Below are 6,034 nucleotides of genomic sequence, written 5' to 3'. Positions count from 1 at the left end.
CTCCATCCAGGGCTTCCCGACCGACATCAGCGTGAACGCCGGTGCGACGATCGACTTCAAGATCAAGACCGATGCCGCCGCCTACACCATCGACGTGTACCGGCTCGGCTACTACGGCGGCGACGGCGCCCGCAAGATCACGCCGCTCACACCGAACGTCGCGGTCTCCAACGGCCAAGGCACCTGCGCCACCAACTCGTCCACCGGCATCTACGACTGCGGAGCTTGGGGCGTCTCGGCGTCCTGGGCGGTTCCGTCCAGCCAGGTGTCCGGCGTCTACATCGCCAAGCTGACTCGGCCCGACACCGGCGGCGCCAGCCACATCACGTTTGTCGTGCGCAACGACGCCGGCACGTCCGATGTGCTCTTCCAGACCTCGGACGCCACCTGGCAGGCGTACAACCTCTACGGCGGCGTCGACTTCTACGAGGGCGGCGAGAACGGCCGCGGGTACAAGCTCAGCTACAACCGTCCCTTCGCGACGCGGGGCGCCATGGAGGGCCGCGACTTCCTCTTCAGCGCCGAGTACCCGATGCTGCGCTTCCTCGAACGCAACGGGTACGACGTCAGCTACACCACGGACGTCGACAGCGACCGGCGCGGGGCGCTTATCAAGAACCACAAGGTCTTCATGTCCAACGGCCACGCCGAGTACTGGTCCGCGCCGCAGCGGGCGAACGTCGAGGCCGCCCGCGACGCCGGTGTGCACCTCGCGTTGTTCGCCGGCAACGACGTCTACTGGCGCACCCGGTGGGAGTCCAGCACGGCCGGCCCCTCGACCGCGTACCGCACGCTGGTCTGCTACAAGGAGACCTGGAACGACACCGACGAGCTGGACCCGACGTCGGAGTGGACCGGCACCTGGCGCGACCCGCGCTTCACCCCGCCGGCCACCGGCGGCGGCAACCCGGAGAACGCGCTGGTCGGCACCGCCTACATGGCGAACTCGACCGACCTGCCGATGACGGTGCCGGCGGCGCAGGGCAAGTACCGGCTGTGGCGCAACACCTCGGTGGCCAACCTGTCCTCCGGGATGGCGACGCTCGCCCCGCACACCGTCGGATACGAGTCCAATGAGGATCTCGACAACGGCTTCCGGCCGGCCGGGCTGATCCGGCTGTCCACCACGACCGGGCCGACGCCGGAGTATCTCCAGGATTTCGGCAAGGCGGTGGCACCCGGCACCACCACGCACTCGATGACGCTCTACCGGGCACCCAGCGGTGCGCTGGTCTTCTCCTCCGGCACCATCCAGTGGGCGTGGGGTCTCGACACCTACCACGACGGCGCGGTGTCCCCGGTCGACGTGCGGATGCAGCAGGCGACGGTCAACCTGCTCGCCGACATGAACACGCAGCCGGCCACGCTGATGAGCGGCCTCGTCGCGGGCACCGTCTCGGCCGACACCAACGCCCCCACGGTCGCCATCACCTCGCCGTCGGCGACCACGACGGTGGTCAACGGCGCCAAGGTCACCGTGACCGGCACGGCGAGCGACACCGGCGGGCGGGTGGCCGGCGTCGAGGTGTCCACCGACTCGGGCGCCACGTGGCACCCCGCCACCGGCACCACCTCGTGGTCGTACTCCTTCCACACCACCGGGCTGAGCGCCCAGGTCGTGCGCGTGCGGGCCATCGACGACAGCGTCAACATCGGCGCGCCCGCCACCCGGCAGTTCACGCTCACCGGCAAGAACACGCTGTTCGGCGATCGGATCCCCGGCAGCACCGCTACCAGCGACTCGACGGCGGTTGAGCTCGGCGTCAAGTTCAGGCCCGAGGTCGAGGGCTTCGTCACGGCGGTGCGGTTCTACAAGGGCGCCGGCAACACGGGTACGCACATCGGCACGCTCTGGACGGCCGATGGCACCCGGCTGGCCTACGGGACGTTCACCGACGAATCGTCCACCGGCTGGCAGACGATGAAGTTCAGCAAGCCGGTGGAGGTGCAGCCGGGGACCACGTACGTCGTGTCGTACTTCGCTCCGGCGGGCCACTACGCGGCCGACGCACGTGCGTTCAGCCTGACCGACTGGAAGGCCTCGCCGCTCACGGCGCCGCGGTCCGCGACGTCGGGCGGGAACGGGCTGTTCGGGTACGGCGCCGGTTTCCCGACCCGGTCGTACGGCGACACCAACTACTACGTCGACGTGCAGTTCGTCTCCAGCAGCGACGCTCCGCCGTCAATGGTGTCGACGACGCCGCTCGACAACGCCAGCGGCGTCCTCGCCGCGGTGCACCCGTCGGCGGTGTTCACCAAGTCGCTCAACCCGTCGACGATCGACTTCACCGTGCGGGACGCCGCCGACAACCCGGTGGCCGGGACGTTCGCGTACACCGCCTCGAGCAAGACCGCGACGTTCACACCGGCCGAGCCGCTGACCGCGGCGACGACCTACACCGCCCGGATCACGGCGACCGACACCGATGGCGTCACCACAGAGGAGCCGGTCGAATGGACCTTCACCATCGACCTGAACCCGTCGGTGAAGACGCTGTTCGCGATCGACGCGACGCCCGCGGTGGCCAGCGGTGCCGACGCGTCGCCGGTGGAGCTGGGCACGAAGTTCGTCCCGCTGGCCAGCGGCAAGATCATCGGCCTGCGGTACTACCAGGGTCCGGGCAACACCGGCACGCACACCGGCACGCTGTGGTCGTCGACCGGCGGTGTGATCCGGCAGGTAACCTTCGGTCCGGGCTCGGGGCTGGGCTGGCAGACCGCCGGGTTCGACAGCCCGGTGGACGTCCAGGCCGGCGAGAGCTACGTGATCTCGTACTTTGCGCCCAACGGCGGGTACGCATACACGTCGAACTACTTCTCGTCGCCGGTCACCAGTGGACCGCTGCGCGCGCCGGCGGGCACCAACGGCGTCTACCGGTACGGCTCCAGCGGTTTCCCGCAGCAGTCGTGGGGCTCGGCCAACTACTGGGTCGACCCGCTCTTCCTGCCGGACGAGCAGACCGGCTCGACGGGCACACCGGAGGGCGTCAACGTCTTCCCCGCCTCGGCCACCCCGGACAGCGACGGCTGGAACGACAACGACCCGATCAACGTCGGCATGAAGTTCGTGCCCGATGTCGACGGCACGGTCACCGGTGCCCGGTTCTACAAAGGACCGGCGAACACGGGTACGCACACCGGAGCGCTGTGGGCGGCCGACGGCTCGCCGCTGAGGTCCGCCGTGTTCGGCCAGGAGACGGCCTCGGGGTGGCAGTCCGTCAAGTTCGCGACTCCGGTGGAAGTGACCGCCGGCCAGACTTATGTGGTGAGCTACCACACGGCGGTCGGCCGATACGCGGCGACCATCAACGGCTTCTCCCAGGCCGGTGTGACCAACCCGCCGCTGCGGGTGCCGCAGGGTGGCGGAATGTACGGCTACGGCGCCAGCGGCTTCCCGGGATCGGCGACCAACCACAACTTCTGGGTCGACGTGTACTTCCAGCCCAGCCAGTGAGGACTCAATGACGCAGACGGTCCAGGACGACAAACCGCTGGCCGCGAAGGCAGGGCGGGCGCTCGGATGGAGCTTCGCCAGCACCGCGCTGGCACGCTTCGGGACCCTCGCGATCGGGATCGCGCTGGCCCGGATCCTCGGGCCGCAGGAGTTCGGCACCTTCGCCGTGGCGATGGTCGCGCTGCTCGCCGTCCTCAGCTTCAACGAGCTCGGCGTCAGCCTGGCGATCGTCCGGTGGCCGGGCGACCCGAAGCCGATCGTGCCGACCGTGGCGACGATCTCGGTGGTCTCCAGCGTCCTGGTCTATGCCGCCTGCTTCCTGGGGGCGCCGGCGTTCTCGCGGCTGATGGGCGACGAGAGCGCGACCCCGGTGGTGCGCGTGCTGGCGTTGTGCGTACTGGTCAACGGCGTCGTGGCCGCGCCCGCGGCGCTGCTGCAGCGGCAGTTCCGGCAGGACCGCAAGATGATCGCCGATCAGGTCACCACCTGGCTGGGCGCGTTCGTGTCGATCGCCTGCGCGCTCAACGGGCTCGGCGCGATGAGCCTGGCGGTGGGCCAGCTGGTCGGCGCGACGGCCGGCGGAGTGCTGTTCGCCGTTTTCGCGCCGGCCGGGCTGCGGCTGGGCTTCGATCGCGGCACGGCCCGGGCGCTGCTGCGCTTCGGTCTGCCGCTGGCCGGCTCGTCGCTGGTGGTCTTCGCCGTGGCGAACATCGACCGGCTCATCGTCGGCGCCGTGCTCGGCCCGGTGGCGCTCGGCTTCTACGTGCTGGCCGTCAACCTGTCGAACTGGCCGGTGCAGATGTTCTCGCAACCGGTCCGGGCGGTGGCCCCCGCCGCGCTGGCCCGCCTGCAGGGCGAGCCCGGCGCCATGCGCAGCACCTTCCTGTCGACCGCGGGGCTGCTCGCCTCGGTGGTCGTGCCGGTCTGCGTGATGCTGGCGGTGGCCGCGGAGCCGCTGATCCGCCTGGTCTACGGCGTGCAGTGGGGCCCATCGGCGGCGGTGCTGCCGTGGCTGGCACTGCTCGGCCTGCTGCGCATCATCTTCGAGCTGGTCTACGACTATTTCGTCGTGCTCGCCAACACCCGGGTGGTCTTCACCATCCAGGTGGTGTGGCTGCTGGTCCTGGCCCCGGCGGTGTGGTTCGGCGCCAACTCCGGCGGCTCCGCCGGCGCCGCCGCCGCCCAGTTCGGCGTCGGCTTGCTGCTCATCCTGCCGATCTATCTGTACGAGCTGCGCCGCACCGGGGTCGCCCCGGCCGGCTTCCTGGCCAAACTGGCGGTCCCGCTGCTCGGCGGCGCGCTGGCGGCGGCGCTGGCCTGGGTGGCGGGCCGTTACCTGACGGCCGACCTCCTGGCCGTGGCCGCGATGGCGGTGGTGGGCGTCGCGGTGATGGCGGCCCTGGTCTACCGGTCCCGCCACTCCTTGCGCGGCCTCCGGGCGGTCCAGCCGACCGACTAGATATCGCACGTGTGTAAGAAGTCAACCGGCGAGGGCAAACTGCGGTTCTGGGGCTGGCCAGGCGGTGGTTTCGTGGTAGGGCTCGCGGTGGCGTAGGCAGCCGTGGAGGATGCCGACGAGGCGGTTGGCGACGGCGCGTAGTGCTTGGTGGTGTGTGTGGCCGCGGGCGCGACGGTTGTCGTAGTAGGCGCGGGCGCCGGGTGAGCGGGACAGTGCGGTGAAGGCTTGTAGGTAGAGGGCATCGCGGAGGCGTTTGTTGCCGGCGACGCGGGCCAGGACGATCCTTCTGGTGCCGGACGCGCGGGTGATCGGGCTGGTCGCGGCGTAGTTGCGGCGAGCGCGGGTGTCGGCGTAGCGGGTGGGGTCGTCGCCGAACTCGGCGAGCACCCGGGCGGCGAGAACCGGTCCCAGACCAGGCTGGGGCCCTTCGCCGGGGTCGGCGCGATCTCCGGGACGGCGAGGGCGTCGCGGCCGGCGAGCTCGTCGAACGTGGCCACGGCCCCGGGGTAGAAGGCGCCGGGGTAGAAGGCGCCGCGGTAGAAATCGCCGGGGTAGAAATCGCGCAGCGTCGAGCGCAGATGACCGCTCTGCCGTCGCCGGGTCCAGATCAAGTTTTGATGTACCCGGGCGAGCGCCTTGACCGCGACCGCGAGCTCGGTGTCGCCGGCGATCGGCCGGTGCTGCTGCCGGTCGGTGCGCACCAGATCCGCGAGGACTTTGGCGTCCCCCGGATCGCTTTCGCGCCCGAGGTGACGTGCCGTTCGCGGTACCGAGCCGCCGACATCGGGTTGATCGCGAACACCTGATAACCCGCTGCCAGCAGAGCCTGCACCCATGGGCCGCGGTCGGTCTCGATACCGACCACCACCGAGTCCGGCTCGTCGTCGCCGAGGTGATCGGCGATCAACGCATGCAAGGCGGCGATCCTGGCATGGATCAGTGCTCAATCGGCATCAGTGCTCGATCGGCACGACATCCCACCAGTCGTCTCGCCCCCTCACCAACCAGCAGCGGCACGCTCTAGCCGTAGACCTCGAAGGTCTGGACTCATCAGTGCTCGACTCCTGGCGGTGTGGACCCGACCCTTCTATCAGAACAGGCCGGTTCGAGACCCATTAGGA

The 6,034-nt window shown here is 69.9% G+C and carries 2 protein-coding genes and 1 pseudogene; 2 read left to right on the top strand and 1 reads right to left on the bottom strand.

All coding sequences use genetic code 11. The annotated features are described in order from the left end of the window. Together AB0M20_RS22505 and AB0M20_RS22500 are read left to right on the top strand one after the other, a co-directional pair. A partial coding sequence (locus AB0M20_RS22505; RefSeq protein WP_364301098.1) for a DUF4082 domain-containing protein occupies positions 1-3,454 on the top strand: 3,454 nt, incomplete at its 5' end. A gap of 7 nt (positions 3,455-3,461) precedes the next feature. After that, positions 3,462-4,913, top strand: a complete 1,452-nt coding sequence (locus AB0M20_RS22500; protein WP_364301096.1) for a lipopolysaccharide biosynthesis protein — start codon at positions 3,462-3,464, stop codon at positions 4,911-4,913. 21 nt (positions 4,914-4,934) lie between these two features. On the opposite strand, the pseudogene AB0M20_RS22495 reads toward AB0M20_RS22500, so the two are convergent. Continuing rightward, a pseudogene (locus AB0M20_RS22495) lies at positions 4,935-5,826 on the bottom strand (transposase); the annotation flags it as partial. Positions 5,827-6,034: the final 208 nt, after the last annotated feature.

The sequence above is a fragment of the Actinoplanes sp. NPDC051633 genome (assembly GCF_040681735.1).
Classification (GTDB): Bacteria; Actinomycetota; Actinomycetes; order Mycobacteriales; family Micromonosporaceae; genus Actinoplanes.
Note: the sequence above shows the minus strand (reverse complement) of the source record. Positions and strands in the feature narration are given on the sequence as shown.

Bases quoted from the DNA above. Each gene is read 5' to 3' on its own strand.
- AB0M20_RS22500 (WP_364301096.1), top strand. From the start codon at position 3,462: ATGACGCAGACGGTCCAGGACGACAAACCGCTGGCCGCGAAGGCAGGG.